Origin of the sequence: Micromonospora sp. NPDC049203 (assembly GCF_043197215.1) — a bacterium.
Lineage (GTDB): Bacteria > Actinomycetota > Actinomycetes > Mycobacteriales > Micromonosporaceae > Micromonospora.
Map to the genome: position 1 here is coordinate 838,583 of NZ_JBICSV010000001.1, position 18,233 is coordinate 856,815.

The window sequence follows — 18,233 nt, forward strand, 5'->3', positions numbered from 1 at the left end:
CACCTCCGCGCCGAGCCCGCCGATTCGCTCGCTGCGCTCGCTCATGGCAGCGCACCCACCGGCGGCTCGTCGAGCAGCGGCGCGGTCTGGTCGTCCTCACCGGCGGCCCGGGGCAGCAGGAACGCGTGCCGCGGATCCCAGTGCGCGGTCACCGCCGTGCCGACCGCCAACTGACCGCCCAGCCCGCTGTTAGCGGCGAACGCGGTCAGCTCGCTCCCCCACGCGGTGCGCACCAGGTACTGGGTGCTCACCCCGACGTAGGAGGCATCGGTGACGACGCCGCCGACGTGCTGGTGCCCGGCCGGCACCCGGTCCGGGCCGTCGGCCAGGTGCAGCTTCTCCGGACGTACGCCGAGGAAGGCCGGACCGTCGGTGAGCCGGGCCCGGCCGGCGGGCACCGAGAAGCGCGCGCCGTGCGCCGTGACCAGCACGTCGTCTGCGGCGCGACCGCCGGCTTCGGCGGCGAGCAGGTTGGACTGGCCGAGGAAGTTCGCCACGAACGCGGTGGCCGGGTACTCGTAGATGTCGGCGGGCGCACCGAGTTGCTCGATCCGACCGGCGTTCATCACCGCGACCGTGTCGGCCATCGTCATGGCCTCCTCCTGGTCGTGGGTGACGTGCACGAACGTGATGCCGACCTCGGTCTGGATCCGCTTCAGCTCGATCTGCATCTGCCGGCGCAGCTTGAGGTCGAGCGCGCCGAGCGGCTCGTCGAGCAGCAGCACCTGCGGGTGGTTGATGAGCGCCCGGGCCAACGCGACGCGCTGCTGCTGGCCGCCGGAGAGCTGGGCCGGACGGCGGCGGCCGTAGCCTTCGAGCTGGACCAGCGCGAGCATCCGCTCGACCTGGTCACCGACCTTGCGGATGCCGCGGCGGCGCAGCCCGAACGCCACGTTCTCGTGGATGTCCAGGTGCGGGAAGAGGGCGTAGCTCTGGAACACGGTGTTCACCGGCCGCTTGTACGGCCGCAGCCCGGCGATGTCCTGCTCGCCGAGCAGCACCTTTCCGCTGGTGGGCTGCTCCAGCCCGGCGATCATCCGCAGCGTGGTGGTCTTGCCGCAGCCGGACGCGCCGAGCAGGGCGAAGAACGAGCCCTGCGGGATGGTGAGGGTGAGGTCGTCGACGGCGGTGAAGACGCCGAAGCGCTTGGTCAGGTCGACCAGTCGCAGGTCACCGGCCGGGGTCTGCTGCCCCTTCACGCGCCGATCACCTGCTGGAACTTGGTCTCGTACTCCTTCTCCTGCGCCTCGTCGAGCGCCATGAAGACCTTGGCCTTGGACAGCATCGCGTCGTCCGGGAAGATCAGCGGGTTCTTCGCCAGATCCGGGTCGATCTTCTCCATCTCGGCCTGCGCGCCCTGCACGGGGCAGATGTAGTTGACGTACGCGGCCAGCTTCGCCGCCACCGCCGGGTCGTAGTAGTGGTTCATCAACGCCTCGGCGTTGGCCTTGTGGGTGGCCTTGTTCGGCACCAGCATGTTGTCCGACCAGAGCATCACGCCGGACTCGGGCACCACGAACTTGATCTTCTCGTCGTCGAAGCCGAGCTGCACCACGTCGCCGGACCAGCCGATGCACGCGGCGATGTCACCCTTGGCCAGGTCGGGCGCGTAGTCGTTGCCGGTGAAGCGCCGGATCTGCTTGCTGTCCACGGCCTTCTTGAGCTTGTTCAGCGCGTCGTCGAACTGGGCCGACGTGAACTTGGCCGGGTCGTGGCCGAGCGACTGGAGCAACAGGCCGATGGTGTCGCGCATCTCCGACAGCACAGTCACCTTGCCCTTGAGATCGGGGCGGGTGAGCAGCTCGTCGACAGTGCGGATCTCCTTTGTGACGTTGGCGTTGTACGCGAGCCCGGCCAGGCCGGACTGCCACGGGACGGCGAGCTGGGTCTCGGCGTCGAAGGAGCGACCGCGCAGCGACTGCAGCAGGTTCGCCTCGACGTTCGGCATCTTCGACTTGTCAAGCTTCTGCACCCAGCCGAGGCGGATCACCCGGGCGGCCATCCAGTCGGTGAGCACCATGATGTCCCGGCCGGTGCTCTGACATCCGGCGAGCTGGTTGCGTACCTTGCCGAAGAACTCGTTGTTGTCGTTGACGTCCTCGGTGTACGTCACCTGGATGCCGGAGGCGGCGACGAAGGCGTCGAGCGTCGGGCGCTTCGACTCGTCCTTCTCGTCGGTGTCCATGTACTGCGGCCAGTTCGAGAAGGCGACCTTCTTCTCGGTGGCGGACAGGTCCTCGCTCTTGCATCCGGCTTCGGTCTGCTGGGCGCCCTTGGTCCCGCAGCCGGCCAGGGTGCCCGCGGTGGCGAGCAGTGCGGCCGAGCCGACGGTCCCGGTGAGCAGACCACGCCGGGTGAGGGGCCGGAGGGGACGACGCATGTGACGACTCCTTGGGGGGCATCGTCGGCGGCGGGACGGAGGGGCGCGCCGGCGGGAGGGTCAGTGGCGATGGACGACTGATCCTGACATGAGAAACCATCACTCACAAGGGATTCCGTTGCCGGAATAGCTAGTCACCACGAATTACGCCAGACTGCGTCGGGGCATTACGCTCGACACCGAGAATCGGACACAAGGAGCGCTCGATGGTCAACCGGCATCAGGAGAACGGAAACGGCGGCCGTCGCGTCACTGTGCGTGATGGTGCCAATCACGCTCTGCTCGATGACGTGGCCAAGCAGATCATCGAGCAGCTCCAGGAGGACGGGCGCCGCCCGTACGCGAGCATCGGCAAGGCGGTCGGACTCTCCGAGGCGGCCGTACGCCAGCGGGTGCAGCGGCTGCTCGACGCGGGCGTCATGCAGATCGTCGCGGTCACCGATCCGCTCCAGCTCGGCTTTCCCCGCCAGGCCATGATCGGGCTGCGCACCGACGGCGACCTGGAGTCGGTCGCCGACCGGCTGGCCGAGTTCGAGGAGATCGACTACGTGGTGATCACCGCCGGCTCGTTCGACCTGCTGGCCGAGGTGGTCTGCCGCAACGACGCGCACCTGCTGGAGATCCTGCAGAGGCTGCGCGGGGTTCCCGGCGTGCTCTCCACCGAGGCGTTCGTCTACCTGAAGCTGCGCAAGCAGACCTACAGCTGGGGCACCGCCTGATGCGGATTCCGTTGGCGTGACGCTCAGGCGACGCTGAATTCGTCGCCCTGAGGCTTGTTCACTTGCCTTATCGGCACCGCCTGTGGGATAACCGTGGGCAGAGCGGCCGGTGTCACCCCTGACCGGCCCGAGACCCGATGGGGCTGACATGGCCAACGCCACCGACCACCTGTGGATGCACTTCACCCGCATGGCGAGCTACCCCGCCGGCGAGGTTCCGACAATCGTCCGGGGCGAGGGCGCGTACGTCTGGGACGCGCAGGGCCGCCGCTACCTGGACGGGCTGGCCGGGCTGTTCGTCGTCAACGCCGGCCACGGCCGCGCCGAACTGGCCGAGGCCGCCGCGAAGCAGGCCGGCGAGCTCGCCTACTTCCCGCTCTGGTCGTACGCCCACCCGAAGGCCGTCGAGCTGGCCGAGAAGATCGCCACGCTCACGCCCGGCGACCTGAACCGGGTCTTCTTCACCACCGGCGGCTCGGAGGCCGTCGAGGCGGCGTGGAAGCTGGCCCGGGCCTACTTCAAGCGCACCGGCAAGCCCACCAAGCACAAGGTGGTCAGCCGCTACATCGCCTATCACGGCACGTCGATGGGCGCGCTGTCGATCACCGGGCTGCCCGGCATCAAGACCGACTTCGAGCCGCTGGTCCCGGGCGGCATCAAGGTGCCGAACACCAACTTCTACCGGGCCCCCGAGCACGGCGACGACCCCGAGGCGTTCGGCCGCTGGGCCGCCGAGGAGATCGGCCGGGCGATCGAGCGGGAGGGCCCGGAGACGGTCGCCGCCGTCTTCCTGGAGCCGGTGCAGAACTCCGGCGGCTGCTTCCCGCCGCCGCCCGGCTACTTCGAGCGGGTCCGCGAGATCTGCGACGCCTACGACGTGCTGCTGGTCAGCGACGAGGTGATCTGCTCCTGGGGCCGGCTCGGCGAGTACTTCGGCGCCGTCCGCTACGGCTACCAGCCGGACATCATCACCACCGCCAAGGGCATCACCTCCGGCTACGCCCCGCTCGGCGCGATGATCGCCAGCGAGCGGCTGATGGAGCCGTTCCTCACCGAGACCGGCATGTTCGCGCACGGCGTGACGTTCGGCGGGCACCCGGTCTCCTGCGCCGTGGCGCTGGCCAACCTGGAGGTGTTCGCCCGCGAGGACCTGATCGGGCACGTCCGCGCCAACGAGGGCGCGTTCCGGTCCACCCTGGAGAAGCTGTACGACCTGCCGATCGTCGGCGACGTCCGGGGCGACGGCTACTTCTACGGCATCGAGCTCGTAAAGGACAAGACGACCCGGGAGACGTTCGACGAGGCCGAGTCCGAGCGGCTGCTGCGCGGCTTCCTGTCCACCGCGCTGTTCGACGCCGGGCTCTACTGCCGGGCCGACGACCGGGGTGACCCGGTCGTGCAGCTCGCCCCGCCGCTGATCGCCGACCAGCAGCACTTCGACGAGATCGAGCAGATCCTGCGCGCGGTGCTGACCGAGGCGTGGTCGCGGCTCTGACCCCGATGACCGACTACCGGCACCTGTCGTACTGGCTGTCCGGCCTGGAAGAACCGCTGACACCGCGACCCGGGTTGCCCGGCGACACGGACGCCGACGTGGCGATCGTGGGCGCCGGGTACACCGGGTTGTGGACGGCCTACTACCTGGCCGAGGCCGACCCCACGTTGCGCGTCGTCGTGCTGGAGCGGGAGATCGCCGGGTACGGCGCGTCAGGGCGCAACGGCGGCTGGTGCTCGGCGCTGTTCCCCACCTCGCTGCCGGCGCTGGCCCGGCGGCACGGCCGGGACCGGGCACTGGCCATGCAGCGGGCCATGCACGACACGGTCGCCGAGGTGGGGCGGGTCGCCGCCGCCGAGGGCATCGACTGCGACTGGCGGGCCGGCGGCACGGTGACACTGGCCCGCAACGAGGCGCAGCTCCAGCGGGCCCGGGCCGAGGTCGCCCAGGCCCACGCGCACGGGCTGACCGACGACGACCTGACGCTGCTCGACGCCGGCGAGGCCGCCGCGCGCTGCGCAGCCGACGGGGTACGCGGCGGCACGTACACGCCGCACTGCGCCGCCGTGCACCCGGCGAAGCTGGTCCGGGGCCTGGCCCGGGCGGTGGAACGCCGGGGCGTACGCATCCACGAGCGCACCCCGGTGACCGCGTTGCGGCCGGGCGCGGCGGTGACCCCGGCGGGCGTGGTCCGGGCACCGGTGGTGGTCCGCGCGACCGAGGGCTACACGCCGGGGCTACCCGGCCAGCGGCGGACGGTGGCCCCTGTCTACTCGCTGATGGTGGCCACCCCGCCGCTGCCCGAGGAGACCTGGGCGCGGATCGGGCTGGCGGAGCGGGAGACGTTCTCCGACTACCGGCACGTCATCGTGTACGGCCAGCGCACCGCCGACGGCCGGCTCGCGTTCGGCGGGCGGGGCGCGCCCTACCACTACGCCTCCCGGGTGCGGCAGGGATTCGACCGGGAGCCCCGGGTGTTCGCGGCGCTGCGCCGGGCGCTCGGGGAGCTGTTCCCGGTGCTCGGGCCGGACGCGCCGGTGACGCACGCCTGGGGCGGGCCGCTCGGCGTGGCCCGGGACTGGGCCGCGTCGGTGGGGCTGGACCGCCGCACCGGGCTGGCCTGGGCCGGGGGCTACGTCGGTGACGGCGTCGGCACCAGCAACCTCGCCGGGCGTACGCTCGCCGACCTGATCCGGGGCGTGGACAGCGACCTGACCGCGCTGCCCTGGGTGGGCCACCGCTCCCCGCGCTGGGAGCCGGAACCGCTGCGCTGGCTGGCGGTGAACGCCGGCCTGAGGGTCATGTCCTCAGCCGACCACACCGAGCACCGCACCCAGCGCCCGTCCCGCCGGGCCCAGACCTTCACCCGCTTCCTAGGCCACTGACCCACCCGGCTCCCACCCGGCTCTCACCCCGGCTCCCACGCCGTTGATCAAGGAGTTTGTGTCTTCCGGACACGGGTTCCGTGACACAAACTCCTTGATCAACGCGCGGAGGACCGGGGTGGGGGTCAGTGGTGGGGTGGGATTACCCGGAGGTGGCCCCGGCGGCCCTGCTGGGGGGTCTGGGGCTTCGTGGTGGGCTCGTCCTCGGGAGGGCGCGGTGGGGCGGGGCGGGCGGCCTCGCGTACCGCCTCGGCCAGCGCCACCAGGTCGTCGGTGGTGGGCGGCGGCGGCTCGAACTCGCCCTCGTGCCGCACCACGTCCCAGCCGCGCGGGGCGGTCAGGTTGCGGGCGTGCGGCTCGCACAGGTCGTACGTGTGCGGCTCGGCGAACGCGGCGAGCGGGCCCACCACAGCTGTCGACTCGTTGTAGACATAGGTCAGCGTGGCGACCGCTTGCCGGGGGCAGCCGTTACGGGAGCAGCGCCGTGGTGACCTCACCGCGGCAGGGTATCCCCATTACCGGGTCCGGCGCACCGCTTCGCGTTACGACACGCCCGTCTTGGTGATCACAATTCCACCGATCGACGCACCGGCACGCCGGACGGCCGCGCGACGGCGGGTGGACCGCCGGCCCGGGCTACCCTGTCCGACATGACGAGCCCCCAGAACCGCCGTCCCGGCTCCGGCCGGCGCACCCATCGTGACCGGCACGGTCGCGGGCTGCGCGGGCGGCTGGTGCCGGCCACCGTGCCGCTGGCCCGGACGAAGGCCGAGGTCTTCGACGATCTGGTGCTCGACACGGTGGAGTCGCTCGAACGCCGGTTCGCCAAGGAGCTGGCCGGGGTGGAGTTCGCAGTCGAGGACGTACCGCCGGATCTGAACGTCTACGACTCGGACGTGCTGGAGGACGGCGAGGTGCCGCTCGCCCGGCTGCTGCCCGGGCGTCCCGGCCGCCAGGAGGTGCCGCCGCGGATCGTGCTCTACCGGCGGCCGCTGGAGTTCCGCGCGATGGACCGCGAGGACCTCGCCGACCTGGTGCACGACGTGATCATCGAGCAGGTGGCGAACCTGCTCGGGGTCGACCCCGACGAACTGGCCTGACCTCGGCCGGCCCGGCTGGGCGCCGCCACCCGGCCGGACGCGCCGGCCGGACGGCGACCCGGGTCCGGGCGGCCCCCACCGCCCACGGACCCGTACGCGGATCAGGCGGCGACCCGCCGCTTGAGCTTGCGCCGCTCCCGCTCGGAGAGGCCACCCCAGATTCCGAACCGCTCGTCGTGGCCGAGCGCGTACTCCAGGCATTCCGTCTTCACTTCGCACCGCGAGCAGATGCGCTTCGCCTCGCGGGTCGAGCCGCCCTTCTCGGGAAAGAACGCCTCCGGGTCGGTCTGCGAGCAGAGCGCTCGCTCCTGCCACTCCGGCGCGTTCCCGAGCAGGTCGGCCACCTCGAGCTGGCCGTCCATCGATTGCCTCCTTGTCGCGCACCGGCGTCATTCGCCGCTGCAACCCCCCACGCGAAAGGCGTGCCTGTCCGTACGGTCACCATTTGTTGCGTTCCGTGCGAACAACCCCATTCAAATTACACGCGTGTAATGCGTGCGCCGTCAAGCCAAACTTGATAATGGAGTCGCCCTCCCGACACGTCCGGGACGACCGCCGCGGTCGCCCGTAGCCTCGCAACCTGCCCTATCGATTCAGACCCCGGACGAGTAACGCCCTCCCCGGCGAGTTGCCGGAAGTTTTCTGCCGTGGCGTATCGCCGACAGGCCGGCCGGACGCCCCCGCCGGCCGCTCGTACCAAGATCAGAATGGTGGGGCAAAGGGTAACGCGCCTCCCGCGGTACCGCCCGTCGAGCCGGCCGACGCCGACCGCGCCCCGTCCACCATGTGGACGGGGCGCGGGTTCCGGCGTGACTGACGGATCAGTCCAAGCGGGCTGGTGAGCTGGTGGGCCAGACGAATTCGGCGATCGACCCGCCGGTGACCGAGATCGCGCCGGCCGACGTCTTCTCGTCCCACCAGACGGTATAAACACCCGCCTCCAGATCCGGGTAGACGGCACTGTGGAAAACCCCGTCCCGGACGTGCCGCTCGCGTACGGCGGAGTGCGTCCGCGGACCGCCGAGGTCCACGCGGCTGATCTCGATCTCCCGGCCGTGCAGGTCCCGGCCGGTGTGGATGATCAGTGCGCCCCGGTCGCCGCCGAGGTCGAGCACGACGCTGCCGACCTCAGACGGGCCGAGATCGTGACGGTGTGACATTCGCCGGCTCCCGTCAGGACTTCTTCGCCTGCGGGTTGCCGAACCCGTCGTACGGCGTACCGAGGAACGGGAAGTCGGCCAGGAACGGCGCGGTGACGTCGGCCGCGCTCAGGCCCGGTGTCACGGCCGCCGCCGCGGCGTCCGGCCGGAACGTCTTGTCGACGAGCGGCACGGTCAGCCCGGCGATGGCACGCAGCGCGATCGTCACCACGTCGTCGGCGACCCGGCGGCCGTTGGGGAACCCGGCCAGATCGCCGCCGAGCACGCCGAACCGGTCCGGCTTGCCGGTGGGCCGGATCGCCGTGTTCAACCGCAGCATGTCCGCCTGCGTGTCGCCGGTGGTGTTGGCGAAGCCGTCGATCAGTCCGGCCGGGATGCCGGTGAGCAGGATCGCCACCAGGTCGGCGCGCGGCTTCTTGGACTTGTTCAGCGCGTCCAGGTTTCCGAACACGCCCGGGTAGAGCGCCGGCAGCAGCGCGGCCAGCTCGGGCCGCTCGACGAACCCGGCGAACCGCTTGTCCTCCGACGGCGGCAGCGTGTTCCACAGGTCCTTCCTGGACATCGGCACGACGACCTCGTTGAACAACGGGTTACCGAGCCGCGACACCTGGGTGAAGGGCCCGGCTGCGGTGTCGGCGGACACCCGGTCACCGAGCACCCGCACCTGCTGGCGGGACGCGCTGGTCCAGACCCCGATCGTCGAGGCACGGTCGGCGTAGCCGTAGCGGGCGGCCTTGCGGCGTACCTGGTTCAGCGGCACCTGCACGGCGAGGGAGTGCACGTTGAGCCGGTCCAGCGCGTTGACCGGCTCCCCCTCGTTCCGGAACAGCTTCTTGCCGGCGACGTGCAACTGCTGGAACGGCCGCAGCGTACCCAGGTCGAACACCGCGCCCAGGTCGACGAAGAAACCGTCGGCACGCTGGCCGGCGAAGACCTTCTCGCCGGTGGACAGCTTGAACGTCGCCTGCCGGACCAGGTTCTGGTAGTTCGGCGTGGAGAGCGGGCCGACGTTGCACGGCGGACAGGGCAGCTTGTGCGCCAGCACCCGGGCACGGCCGTCGGCGATCCGGGTCAGCCGGTAGAACTGCCGCCGGTTCCAGTTCTTGCTCTCCAGCGACTCGATCGGCCCGGTGTTGTAGAGAAAACTGTTCTGGTTCGTGATCTCGGTAGTGAATTCGAAACGATAGGTGACGTCCGGATAACCGTCTCCGTCGTTGTCGATGTGAATCTCGTACCGGACGTCGTCTCCGAACTCGAAGAAGTTCGGGCCGCCGGAGGGGAGCTGCACCGGCACGTAGTTGGCGATCAACGTGACGGTGTCCGGCTGGCTCGGCGTGACGAACGCGTACAGGTCGGAACTGTCGGCGACCGGATCCTTGGCGATCTCCGGGGCCTCGCGGTGAGAGGACATGGCGGACGCACCTTCGTCGGGGGAACGGAAAGCGGAACCGGCGCCGGGAAACCGCGCCGGCGGAGCGTGGATCAGCGCCGGCCGGCGGCGCGCACCAGGCGGTCGGCCAGGCCGCGGTCGCGCACCTCGACCCGGTTGGTACCGACGAAGACGTCCATGACGCCGGCGGCGGCGTCGCGCAGGTGGACCACGATCGGCTCGTCGCGCCGGCTAGCCGTGGGGGCGTTCTGGGCGGCGGACAGGCCCGGCACGGTGAGGGCGGCGGCGCCAAGTGTCGCGCTCGCCGCGGCGGTGAGCGTCTGCCTGCGGGTCAACCGCGGCCAGGTCCGCCGTTTCGGCGCGTCGGTGGTCTCGTCAGTGCTCATCGGCAACCTTTCCGGACCGGCGCCGCAGCGCCGCAGCGGGCCGGGCACCCGGACGCCGCCGGGCCCCGGTTCGGGGTCACCGGCGGCGGTCCTCGCCGAAACCGCCGCCGGCATCCACAGGTACGGCGCGCGGCGGGGAAAGGTTCGACCTCAGGCGCGGGCGTGACCGTACGCGGTCGTCCGCTTGCGGAACGGCCGCCCCGCAGCGGTGGCGATCGCGCGCAACTGCTCCTCGGTACGGGCCGACCCGTTGCCCGAGCCGGCCATCCGGGAGATGGTCTCCTCCATCAGCGTGCCGCCCAGGTCGTTGCAGCCGCCGCGCAGCATCGCCACGGTGCCCTCGTCGCCGAGCTTCACCCAGGAGCACTGGATGTTGTCGATCCGGCCGTGCAGCAGCAGCCGTGCCATCGCGTGCACCACCCGGTTCTCCCGCCAGGTCGGGCCCGGGCGGGCGATGCCGGCCAGGTAGATCGGCGCGTTCGTGTGCACGAACGGCAGCGCCACGAACTCGGTGAACCCGCCGGTGCGGTCCTGCACGCCGGCCAGCACCCGGAAGTGGGCCAGCCACTGCCCCGGGTGGTCCACATGGCCGTACATCATCGTGGAGCTGGACCGGATGCCCAGCTCGTGCGCCGTGCTCACCACCTCGACCCAGGCGGCGGCCGGGAGCTTGCCCTTGGTGAGCACCCAGCGCACGTCGTCGTCGAGGATCTCGGCGGCGGTGCCCGGGATGGTGTCCAGCCCGGCCTCGCGGAGCCGCAGCAGCCACTCCCGCACCGGCACGCCGGCCTTCGCGGCGGCGGTGACGATCTCCATCGGGGAGAACGCGTGCACGTGCATGCCCGGCACCCGCGCCTTGATCGCGCGGACGATGTCGGCGTAACCGGTCACCGGCATCTTCGGGTCGATGCCGCCCTGGAGGCAGACCTCGGTCGCGCCCGCCACCCAGGCCTCCTCGGCGCGGTCGGCGACCTGCTCCAGGGAGAGCCGGAACGCGTCGGCGTCGCTCTCCCGCTGGGCGAACGCGCAGAAACGGCAGCCCACGTAGCAGACGTTCGTGAAGTTGATGTTGCGGTTGACCACGTAGGTGACGTCGTCGCCGACCGCGTCCCGGCGCGCGTCGTCGGCGAGCCGGCACAGCTCGTCCAGCGCCGGGCCGTCCGCGCCGAACAGCGCCAGCGCCTTGGCCTCGTGCGCCGGCGTGAGCAGCGCGGCCGGGTCGTCGGCGGCCAGCCGCAGGCCCGCGCGCAGGTCGGCGTCCGCGCCACCACCCGGGGGTACGCTCGCGCGCGCCTCCGGCGCCACCTTGCCGGCCACCTCGGCCCAGTCGCCGTAGACGCTGTCGAAGTCGCCCCGCCGGTCCCCGGTGCGGCCGGTGACGTCGATGGTGGCGTGCAGGTCCGTCCGGCCGCCGTAGACCTCCTCCGGCTCCTGCCACGGCCGGCCCACCGGGCGGGCCGTCTCGACCGCGAGCCCGGTGGCCGGGTCGGCGAGCGCTGTGACGTGCGGCAGCAGACGCGGATCGAGCCACGGCTCGCCCGCGCGGACGTACTCCGGGTAGACGGTCAGCCGCTCGCGCAGCGTGAACCCGGCAATCGCGGTACGCGCGGCCAGCTCCTCCAGGTGCGGCCAGGGCCGCTCCGGGTTGACGTGGTCGGGCGTGACCGGGGAGACGCCGCCCCAGTCGTCGATGCCGGCGCTCAGCAGCAGGTCGTACTCGCCCGCGATGAGGTTCGGCGGGGCCTGGATGCGGGCCTTCGGGCCGAGCAGCACCCGGGCCACCGCCACTGTGGCGGCCAGGTCGTGCAGCTCCGCGTCGGGCATGCCGCGCATCGCGGTGTCCGGCTTGGCGCGGAAGTTCTGCACGATCACCTCCTGGAGGTGGCCGTACTCCCGCATCGCCCGGCGGATCGCGAAGATCGCGTCGACCCGCTCCGCCCGGTCCTCGCCGATGCCGATCAGGATTCCGGTGGTGAACGGCACCCCGACCCGGCCGGCGTCGTCGAGCGCCCGCAGGCGTACCGCGGGCTCCTTGTCCGGCGAGCCGTAGTGCGGGCCGCCCGGTTCCGACCAGAGCCGGGTGGCCGTGGTCTCCAGCATCATGCCCATGCTCGGCGCGACCGGCTTGAGCCGCTGCAACTCCGACCAGGTGAGCACGCCCGGGTTCAGGTGCGGCAGCAGGCCGGTCTCCTCCAGCACCGCCACCGCGCAGGCGCGCAGGTAGTCCAGCGTCGAGTCGTACCCCCGCTCGTCCAGCCACCGGCGGGCCGCCGGCCACCGCTCCTCCGGCCGGTCACCGAGCGTGAAGAGCGCCTCCTTGCAGCCCTGCGCGGCGCCCTCGCGGGCGATCGCCAGCACCTCGTCGCGTTCCAGGTAGGCGGCGGGCAGCCGGTGCGGCACGGTGGCGAACGTGCAGTAGTGGCAGCGGTCCCGGCAGAGCCGGGTCAGCGGGATGAAGACCTTCTTCGAGTACGTGACCACGCCCGGCCGCCCGGCCTCGCGCAGCCCGGCGTCCCGGATGTCGGAGGCGATCCGGAGCAGCTCGTCGAGCATCGGCCCGCGCGCGGCCAGCAGCGCGCCCGCCTCGGCGGCGTCGAGCGCCCGGCCGGTGGCGGCCCGCCCCAGCGCCCGCCGGATGCTCGCCTCGGTCGGTTCGGGGTCGCTGCGATCAACCATCCGCCCAGCCTATGCGCTGCCGGACGCCTCGCCGCCCGCGCCCGGTTCCGGTCCGGGCAGCGGGACGCCGGCGGTGACCCGCCGCACGGCGACGGCCCGGACGCGTACGACCGGGGCGGCCGCGCGGCGGAACCGCCGGCGGCGGGCGACGGTCGTCCGTCGCCCGCCGCGACGGGGTTCAGCGGTGCTGGTTCGGGTCCTCGCGGTCGAACCGCTGGGTGCGCTCGTCGTCGGCGCCCGGCGACGGCGCGCCCGGCTCGGCGGACTGGCGCGGGATCGCCTGCGTCGGGTCGGCCGACGGCGGCTGCCCGAACGGCGGCGCGGACTGCGGCGAGCCGTACTGCGGACCGGCGTACGGGACACCTGACTGCGGGTCGGCGGCCGGCGGACCGGACTGCGGCGCGTGCGGCGGCGCGGTGTTGAACGGCGGCGCCGTCTGCGGCTGGCCGTACGGGCCGGGCTGCTGCGGCCAGCCGGGCTGGGGCGAGCCGGCCTGCGGGTAGCCCGGGCCGGGCTGCTGCGGGTAGCCGCCCGGGCCGGGGTAGCCACCGGGCTGACCCGGCTGCTGCGGCCAGCCGGGCTGGGCCTGGCCGTACACGCCGGGCTGCGCCTTCGGCTTCGGCACGTAGTAGAGCGCGCGCCAGATCTTGAACACCACGAACGCGGCGACCGCGAAGATCGCCAGCCAGGCCGCGCGGGTCAGCAGGCCGAGGAACGCGTCGAGCACCTCACCGTCGGCGAGCCGGCCGACCAGCCAGATCAGGAACGTCAGCGCGCCGAACACGGCGGACACGGCGTACTCGACCAGCGCCACCTGCGTGATCATCCTGGCCTTCGGCACGACCGGGAGGACGACTGTGGAGATCAGGACGGCGAGCACCGGCAGGACCGTCGACTCCAGGCCGATGAAGGTGAAGTACGTGCTCCCGGCCCGGCCGCTGAACGTGCTGTAGTCGTCGACCGGCACGAGCAGGCGCAGCAGGCCGACGAAGAGAAGCACGGCGTTGGCGCCGAGAAGGACGAGCGCGGCCAGTTCGCGCAACGGTTTGATCAACTGGCTGGCCTGCGCGGCGTCGCCGGACGCGGGCTCGGCGGGGCTGGTCACGGACTCCCCCAGGGGACGAAAGCGGACAGTTGCCGAAGTGAGCGTAGTCTCTCCGGCCACCGGACGATCGACGGCGGCGCGTGCGGAAGGATGGACGCCATGCGCATCGTGGTACTGACCGGCGGCATCGGGGGCGCCCGTTTCCTGCTCGGCGTTCGGGCGTACGCCCGCGAGGTGGGCGCCGAGGTGACCGCCGTGGTGAACGTCGGCGACGATCTGCTGCTGCACGGGCTGAAGGTCTGCCCCGACCTGGACAGCGTGCTCTACACGCTCGGCGGCGGCGCCGACCCGGAGCGGGGCTGGGGCCGGGCGGGCGAGACCTGGACGGTGAAGAACGAGCTGGCCGCGTACGGCGCGGAGCCGAGCTGGTTCGGTCTCGGCGACAAGGACATCGCCACCCACCTCGTGCGCACCACGATGCTCAACGCCGGCTACCCGCTGTCCCAGGTGACCGAGGCGCTGGCGGCCCGCTGGCAACCGGGCGTACGGCTGCTGCCGGCCACCGACGACCGCCTGGAGACCCACGCCGTCGTCTCCGACGAGCAGGGCCGGCGGGCGATCCACTTCCAGGAGTGGTGGGTGCGGTACCGGGCCGACGTACCCACCGACCGGTTCGTCTTCGTCGGCGCCGACGCGGCGAAGCCCGCGCCCGGCGTGGTCGAGGCGGTCGCCGCCGCGGACGTGGTGCTGATCGCGCCCAGCAACCCGGTGGTGAGCATCGCCCCGGTGCTGGCGGTGCCCGGCCTGCGCGACGCGGTGGCCGGCGGCCCGGCCCCGGTGATCGGGGTGTCGCCGATCATCGGCGGCGCGCCGGTACGCGGCATGGCCGACCGCTGCCTCGCCGTGCTCGGCGTGGAGTGCGGCGCGGCCGGCGTGGGCGGCCTCTACGGCGCCCGGTCGGCGGGCGGGCTGCTCGACGGCTGGCTGGTCGCCCCGGAGGACGAGGGCACCGTGGTGCCGGGCGTGACGGTCCGCGCGGCGCCGCTGTGGATGACCGACGAGGCGGCGACCGCCGCGATGGTGCGCGCCGCGCTGGAGCTGATGTGAGGCTGGAGATCCTGCCGGTGCCGGGCATCGGCGACGTGACCGAGGGCGACGACCTGGCGGCGCTGATCACCGGCGCGGCGCCCTGGCTGCGCGACCACGACGTGCTGGTGGTCACCAGCAAGATCGTGTCGAAGGCGGAGGGCCGGCTGGTCGACGTGCCGGCCGACGGCCCGGAACGGCTCGCCGAGCGGGACCGCATCCTGGCCGCCGAGACCGCCCGGGTGGTGGCGACCCGGGGCGCGACCCGGATCGTGCAGACCCACCACGGCTTCGTGATGGCCTCGGCCGGCATCGACGCCTCGAACGTGGACAAGACCCGGCTGGTGCTGCTGCCTGTCGACCCGGACGCGTCCGCCCGGGCGCTGCGCGACGCGCTGCGGGACAGGCACGGCCTCGACGTGGCGGTGATCGTCAGCGACACCATGGGCCGGCCGTGGCGCAACGGGCTCACCGACGTGGCGCTCGGCGTGGCCGGCATGCCGGCGATCCGCGACCACCGGGGCGAGGTCGACCCGTACGGCAACGAGCTGTTCGTCACCCAGATGGCCGTGGTCGACGAACTGGCCGGCGCCGGCGAGCTGATCAAGGGCAAGTGCGACCAGGTCCCGGTCGCTGTGGTGCGGGGCTACCTCACCGCGACGCGGGACGACGACGAGGGCGCACGCACGCTCGTCCGCGACGCCTCGATGGACCTGTTCTCGCTCGGCACCGCCGAGGCGCGCGCCGCCGGTCTGCGGGCGGCGGCGACACTCGCCGACCGGGTCGGTGCCGAACCCGCGGGCGCGGACGCGGTGCGGCGGGCGATCGACGCGGTGGCCGACGTGGTCGCGCCGGGCACTGTGTTCACCCACGTCACCGACGACGAGGTACGCGACGGGCTCGCCGCCACGGTGCCCGGCTGGCCCGCCTCGGCCACCGGCCTGCTGCTCGGCGCGGCGCCCACCCCTGTCGGCCGGGCGGACCTGGTCCGGTTCGGCGCGGACCTGCAACGCCTGCGCGCCGCGCTGGCCGCCGAGGGGATCGACTCGACGTTGCTTCCGCCCCCGTCCGGCAGCACCGCGAGCGCCACGCTGGCGCTCTGACTCCGGCGGGCGCGCTCAGGCGTCCAGGACTGCTCGGCCCAGCGGGGTCAGCGTGTGCAGGACGGTGTTGCGGTCGCGTCGGCTGACCAGCAGCCCCGCGTTGCGCAGCACCGTGGTGTGCTGGCTGGCCGCGGCGGCCGAGATGCGCAGCTTGCGTGCCATCTCGCCAGTGGTGCAGCCGCCGTCGGCGGCCTGGAGCACCCGGGAGCGGGTGCGGCCGAGCAGGGCGGCGAGCGCCTCGCCCTGCTGTGGTTCCCCGGCGACCGAGCCGGACGTCAGGCCCGCGAGCCGGTCGACCGGATAGACCAGCACCGGGGGCAGGGTCGGGTCGACGAGCGCCACCGGGGTACGCGAGCAGAAGAACGACGGCACGAGCAGCAGCCCCCGGCCGTCCAGGTGCAGTTCCCGGGTGTCCGGGTAGTCGAGCACCTCCAGCACGCCCGAATCCCAGCGCATGTTCGGCCGCAGGCTGGCCAGCAGCCCTTCGGCGCCGCCGTCGAGCATGGCGCGGGCACGCCGGGCCCGGTCCGCCTCGACCGCCGCCTGCACCCGGGACCAGTACGGCGTGACGGCCAGCGACTGGTACCGCGCCATCGCGCCGGTCAGGTGGTGCAGCGTCTCCGGCTCGCCACGGGCGAGCGCGGTGGCCGAGGACGGCAGGGCGTTCTCCCCGGCCAGCAGCGTCAGGTCGCGGCGCAGCATGTCGACGGGGGTGCCCCGGATCGCTTCCAGGCCGGCCTGGAAGCCGTCCCGGCTGGCGAACGGGGTGAGGAAGTCGGGGAAGTAGCCGCGTGGCGGATTGAGCGCCAGCAGAAGGCGGTACTGCTCGGCGTCGGTGTCGGTGCGCAGTCCGTGCGCCACTGTGCGCCGCCAGGTGGTCATCATCGGGTCACGACCGCGCCCCTGGAGCAGGTGCAGGCTGAGGACCAACTCCCACAGGGGGTCCGCGGCCGGGGCGACCCGGGTCCGCAGGACGTCCTCGCCGGAGAAAATGATCTTCAACATGGATTGCTCCCGTGCGGACGGCGGGGGTGCCAGCCACACTCCGACTGTACCCGCCGGTACTAATCTCCATCTTTAAGCGTGAGATGAAAAACCTCGACGCTGGGCGGGCCGGTTCGGCAAACTCTCTGTTGCCTGCCGACGCCGGGGAGCGACATCGATCCGGTCGCCGGCTGACGGGCGTGGCCGGGCGGCACCACGAGGGTCTGCGGCATCAGTCGCAGGGGTGCCGCCCGGCCCTCGCTCATCCGATCCAGAGCGCCACCCGATGGTCCTCGTCGGTGACGTAATAGCAGCGCCCGGCCAGCTCGGCCAGCCCCTCCACGTGATGGAACGGCGCCAGCTCCGCGACCACCTCCCCCGCCACCAGCGCGTCCCCGCCCGCGTCGTGCCGGAACCGCACGTGCCGGGAGGTCACCTCGCCGCCGTGCGGGTGGTCGTCCAGCAGCACCGAACCCTTGCCCAGCGCGTCGATCGACCCGGTCACCGCCGCGTAGCCGCCGTCGCCGGTCGGCGTGATCGCGCGGAAGCCGGCGAGCGCACCGGGCGGCGTCACACCGGTCAGCGCGTACGCCCCGAGCGCCCGCGGGTCACCCGAGTGCTCCGGGTCGTCGAACATCTCCGGTACGCCGGCCAGCTCGACGTAGACCGGCTCACCCTCGGCGGTCACCGGGAAACGCAGGCCGAGCAGCGCCGTACCGGCCGGGGTGAACGCCGCCGCCTCGACGTTGATCGGCAGGTCGTCGGCGGCGAGCCGGGTCACCCAGCTCTTGGCGCGGGCGGTGCCCCGGGCCAGTGTCTCCACGATGAACCGCTGCCGGACCCGGTCGCCCGGTGGCAGCAGCGTCAGCGGGGCGGCGGCGAGCGCGTCGTTGACCGCCCGGTGCAGCCGGAAACGGTTGCGCACCACGTGCACCGGCAGCGGCCCGGCCACGGCGTCGTCCTCCCGGAACCGGGCCACGAACGCGCGCCGGGGCCGCAGCGGGCCGCCCTTGGAGCCGAAGTGCGAGCCGAAGACGTACACCCAGCCGTCGTGGTGGGCCAGTGCCTCGCCGTCCTCGGTGCGGCCGTTCTCCCGGCCGGCGTCGGCGGCCACGTGGTGCGCCTCCCAGTGGCCGTCGTCGAGTTCCAGCAGCAGCGCCAGGCACTGTTCGACCGGCCCCTCGTCCAGCACGGTCCAGAAGCCGCGGCGCGCGCCGTGCGCCCGCAGCAGCGCGGCCGACCGCACCGGCAGGAGGTCGCTCGCCTCGTTGCCGGCCACCAGGAACTCGACGAGTCGCAGGGTCACCGCGTCAGGGTACGAAGC

Annotated in this window: 17 protein-coding genes; 6 read left to right on the forward strand and 11 right to left on the reverse strand. The window is 72.6% G+C overall.

Going from position 1 to position 18,233, the window contains the following annotated elements:
* Positions 1-41: 41 nt before the first annotated feature.
* Both ACGFIA_RS03950 and ACGFIA_RS03955 read right to left on the reverse strand, forming a co-directional pair.
* Positions 42-1,199, reverse strand: coding sequence for an ABC transporter ATP-binding protein (locus tag ACGFIA_RS03950; protein ID WP_357470237.1), 1,158 nt, complete (start codon positions 1,197-1,199; stop codon positions 42-44).
* Positions 1,196-2,380 carry a spermidine/putrescine ABC transporter substrate-binding protein gene (locus ACGFIA_RS03955; RefSeq protein ID WP_357387969.1) on the reverse strand — a complete coding sequence of 395 codons (1,185 nt, stop codon included), beginning with the start codon at positions 2,378-2,380 and terminating at the stop codon, positions 1,196-1,198. The genes ACGFIA_RS03950 and ACGFIA_RS03955 overlap by 4 nt, the downstream gene beginning before the upstream one ends.
* A 206-nt stretch (positions 2,381-2,586) precedes the next feature.
* Here ACGFIA_RS03955 and ACGFIA_RS03960 point away from each other — a divergent pair, with 206 nt between their 5' ends.
* The 3 genes from ACGFIA_RS03960 to ACGFIA_RS03970 all read left to right on the forward strand — a co-directional run bounded on the left by ACGFIA_RS03960 (position 2,587) and on the right by ACGFIA_RS03970 (position 5,979).
* Positions 2,587-3,099, forward strand: coding sequence for an Lrp/AsnC family transcriptional regulator (locus ACGFIA_RS03960; protein WP_357387970.1), 513 nt, complete (start codon positions 2,587-2,589; stop codon positions 3,097-3,099).
* Positions 3,100-3,247: 148 nt separating this feature from the next.
* Entirely contained in the window at positions 3,248-4,594 is a 1,347-nt protein-coding gene (locus tag ACGFIA_RS03965) for an aspartate aminotransferase family protein (protein ID WP_116504134.1), read from the forward strand.
* A gap of 5 nt (positions 4,595-4,599) precedes the next feature.
* Positions 4,600-5,979, forward strand: coding sequence for an FAD-dependent oxidoreductase (locus ACGFIA_RS03970; RefSeq protein ID WP_357387988.1), 1,380 nt, complete (start codon positions 4,600-4,602; stop codon positions 5,977-5,979).
* A gap of 125 nt (positions 5,980-6,104) precedes the next feature.
* Here ACGFIA_RS03970 and ACGFIA_RS03975 read toward each other — a convergent pair whose 3' ends face one another.
* Complete coding sequence (locus ACGFIA_RS03975; RefSeq protein WP_357387972.1) at positions 6,105-6,476, reverse strand: DUF3499 domain-containing protein; 372 nt, start codon at positions 6,474-6,476, stop codon at positions 6,105-6,107.
* Between the two features lie 153 nt (positions 6,477-6,629).
* Between ACGFIA_RS03975 and ACGFIA_RS03980 the strand changes: the two genes are divergently transcribed.
* Entirely contained in the window at positions 6,630-7,079 is a 450-nt protein-coding gene (locus ACGFIA_RS03980; RefSeq protein WP_357387974.1) for a metallopeptidase family protein, read from the forward strand.
* Between the two features lie 101 nt (positions 7,080-7,180).
* Here the strand turns inward: ACGFIA_RS03980 and ACGFIA_RS03985 are convergent, their stop codons facing one another.
* The 6 genes from ACGFIA_RS03985 to ACGFIA_RS04010 all read right to left on the reverse strand — a co-directional run bounded on the left by ACGFIA_RS03985 (position 7,181) and on the right by ACGFIA_RS04010 (position 13,796).
* Positions 7,181-7,441, reverse strand: coding sequence for a WhiB family transcriptional regulator (locus ACGFIA_RS03985; protein ID WP_013284161.1), 261 nt, complete (start codon positions 7,439-7,441; stop codon positions 7,181-7,183).
* Between the two features lie 459 nt (positions 7,442-7,900).
* Complete coding sequence (locus tag ACGFIA_RS03990) at positions 7,901-8,239, reverse strand: phospholipase (RefSeq protein WP_357387976.1); 339 nt, start codon at positions 8,237-8,239, stop codon at positions 7,901-7,903.
* Between the two features lie 13 nt (positions 8,240-8,252).
* Positions 8,253-9,650: a DUF4331 domain-containing protein gene (locus ACGFIA_RS03995; protein ID WP_357387978.1), complete on the reverse strand. Its 1,398-nt coding sequence runs from the start codon at positions 9,648-9,650 to the stop codon at positions 8,253-8,255.
* A gap of 71 nt (positions 9,651-9,721) precedes the next feature.
* The gene (locus tag ACGFIA_RS04000) at positions 9,722-10,015 is read right to left on the reverse strand and encodes a hypothetical protein (RefSeq protein WP_357387980.1); all 294 of its coding nucleotides are present in this window, start codon (positions 10,013-10,015) and stop codon (positions 9,722-9,724) included.
* Positions 10,016-10,165: 150 nt separating this feature from the next.
* The gene (locus ACGFIA_RS04005; RefSeq protein ID WP_357387982.1) at positions 10,166-12,691 is read right to left on the reverse strand and encodes a bifunctional FO biosynthesis protein CofGH; all 2,526 of its coding nucleotides are present in this window, start codon (positions 12,689-12,691) and stop codon (positions 10,166-10,168) included.
* A 178-nt stretch (positions 12,692-12,869) separates the two neighbouring features.
* Positions 12,870-13,796: a hypothetical protein gene (locus ACGFIA_RS04010; RefSeq protein ID WP_357381788.1), complete on the reverse strand. Its 927-nt coding sequence runs from the start codon at positions 13,794-13,796 to the stop codon at positions 12,870-12,872.
* Between the two features lie 99 nt (positions 13,797-13,895).
* Here ACGFIA_RS04010 and cofD point away from each other — a divergent pair, with 99 nt between their 5' ends.
* Entirely contained in the window at positions 13,896-14,843 is a 948-nt protein-coding gene (gene cofD, locus ACGFIA_RS04015) for a 2-phospho-L-lactate transferase (RefSeq protein ID WP_357381786.1), read from the forward strand.
* Positions 14,840-15,925, forward strand: a complete 1,086-nt coding sequence (locus tag ACGFIA_RS04020; protein ID WP_357381784.1) for a coenzyme F420-0:L-glutamate ligase — start codon at positions 14,840-14,842, stop codon at positions 15,923-15,925. Before cofD ends, ACGFIA_RS04020 begins: the two co-directional genes overlap by 4 nt.
* A gap of 15 nt (positions 15,926-15,940) precedes the next feature.
* Here the strand turns inward: ACGFIA_RS04020 and ACGFIA_RS04025 are convergent, their stop codons facing one another.
* On the reverse strand, positions 15,941-16,930 hold the full coding sequence (locus ACGFIA_RS04025) for a winged helix-turn-helix domain-containing protein (protein ID WP_357381782.1): 990 nt from the start codon (positions 16,928-16,930) through the stop codon (positions 15,941-15,943).
* A 241-nt stretch (positions 16,931-17,171) separates the two neighbouring features.
* Positions 17,172-18,215, reverse strand: coding sequence for a hypothetical protein (locus tag ACGFIA_RS04030; RefSeq protein ID WP_357381780.1), 1,044 nt, complete (start codon positions 18,213-18,215; stop codon positions 17,172-17,174).
* Between the last annotated feature and the right edge of the window lie 18 nt (positions 18,216-18,233).

Bases quoted from the DNA above. Each gene is read 5' to 3' on its own strand.
- ACGFIA_RS03955 (WP_357387969.1), bottom strand. From the start codon at position 2,380: ATGCGTCGTCCCCTCCGGCCCCTCACCCGGCGTGGTCTGCTCACCGGG.
- ACGFIA_RS03960 (WP_357387970.1), top strand. From the start codon at position 2,587: ATGGTCAACCGGCATCAGGAGAACGGAAACGGCGGCCGTCGCGTCACT.
- ACGFIA_RS03965 (WP_116504134.1), top strand. From the start codon at position 3,248: ATGGCCAACGCCACCGACCACCTGTGGATGCACTTCACCCGCATGGCG.
- ACGFIA_RS03970 (WP_357387988.1), top strand. From the start codon at position 4,600: ATGACCGACTACCGGCACCTGTCGTACTGGCTGTCCGGCCTGGAAGAA.
- ACGFIA_RS03980 (WP_357387974.1), top strand. From the start codon at position 6,630: ATGACGAGCCCCCAGAACCGCCGTCCCGGCTCCGGCCGGCGCACCCAT.
- ACGFIA_RS03985 (WP_013284161.1), bottom strand. From the start codon at position 7,441: ATGGACGGCCAGCTCGAGGTGGCCGACCTGCTCGGGAACGCGCCGGAG.
- ACGFIA_RS03990 (WP_357387976.1), bottom strand. From the start codon at position 8,239: ATGTCACACCGTCACGATCTCGGCCCGTCTGAGGTCGGCAGCGTCGTG.
- ACGFIA_RS03995 (WP_357387978.1), bottom strand. From the start codon at position 9,650: ATGTCCTCTCACCGCGAGGCCCCGGAGATCGCCAAGGATCCGGTCGCC.
- ACGFIA_RS04000 (WP_357387980.1), bottom strand. From the start codon at position 10,015: ATGAGCACTGACGAGACCACCGACGCGCCGAAACGGCGGACCTGGCCG.
- ACGFIA_RS04005 (WP_357387982.1), bottom strand. From the start codon at position 12,691: ATGGTTGATCGCAGCGACCCCGAACCGACCGAGGCGAGCATCCGGCGG.
- cofD (WP_357381786.1), top strand. From the start codon at position 13,896: ATGCGCATCGTGGTACTGACCGGCGGCATCGGGGGCGCCCGTTTCCTG.
- ACGFIA_RS04025 (WP_357381782.1), bottom strand. From the start codon at position 16,930: ATGTTGAAGATCATTTTCTCCGGCGAGGACGTCCTGCGGACCCGGGTC.